Source organism: Nocardioides sp. CPCC 206348, from assembly GCF_048654705.1.
In the GTDB taxonomy this organism is placed as follows: Bacteria; Actinomycetota; Actinomycetes; order Propionibacteriales; family Nocardioidaceae; genus Nocardioides.
The window spans coordinates 41417-42279 of the sequence record NZ_JBMCZA010000202.1; the positions used below are offsets into that span (position 1 = coordinate 41417).

Genomic DNA, 863 nt, shown 5'->3' on the forward strand with positions numbered 1-863 from the left:
GGACCGTTCTGGGCGCTCTCCCTGGCGATCCTGCGCGGCTTCCTGCGTGACCGCGCCTCGGTGTTCTTCACGGTGCTGTTCCCGCTGATGTTCCTGGTCCTCTTCGGTGGACTCTTCGCCAACCAGGACCAGTCGAAGGTCGACCTGATCCAGGTCGGCCACGTGGCATTGATCGACGACCTGTCCGACGGCGCCCGGGGCGCGTTCGACGAGACCTTCGAGGTCACGAAGGACGACGACCTGGCCGCCGCGCTCGAGGAGGTCCGCAAGGGCGACGCGGATGTTGCGCTCGAACAGCGCGGCGACAAGGTGATCGCGCACTACACGCAGACCGACCAGGTCAAGGCGGCCATCACGCAGGGCACGTTGCGGGCGTTCGTCGACGGCGCCAACGTCGCAGCGACGGGCCAGCCGCCGAAGTTCGGCTTCGAAGCGGAGCAGGTCGAGGACGACTCCCTGAGCACCATCCAGTACGTCACACCCGGACTCCTGGGCTGGGCGGTTGCGATGAGCGCCGCGATCGGCGCGGCGGCCACCCTGCAGGGCTGGCGCCAGTCCAAGTTGCTGCGCCGCCTCCAGCTCGCCCCGGTCACGACGGGGACCATCGTGGGGGCGCGGGTGACGGTCACGCTGTTGATCGCACTCGGCCAGCTCGCGATCTTCCTGGGTCTCGGTGCCGCGGCGTTCGGGCTCACCCTGACCGGCTCGTGGTGGATGGCGATCCCGTTGGTGGTGGTCGGCACGTTGTGCTTCATGGCACTGGGCCTGCTCGCGGGCGCGGTGGCCAAGACCACGGAGGGTGCGATCAACCTGGCGAACTTCCTCGTGCTCCCCATGGCGTTCCTGAGTGGTTCGTTCTTCCC

The 863-nt window shown here is 68.3% G+C and carries 1 protein-coding gene; it reads left to right on the plus strand.

Annotated elements, in window-relative coordinates; genetic code table 11:
• Positions 1-863: ABC transporter permease (locus tag ACOADB_RS19735; RefSeq protein ID WP_378602382.1), on the plus strand; the 863-nt coding region annotated here is incomplete at both ends.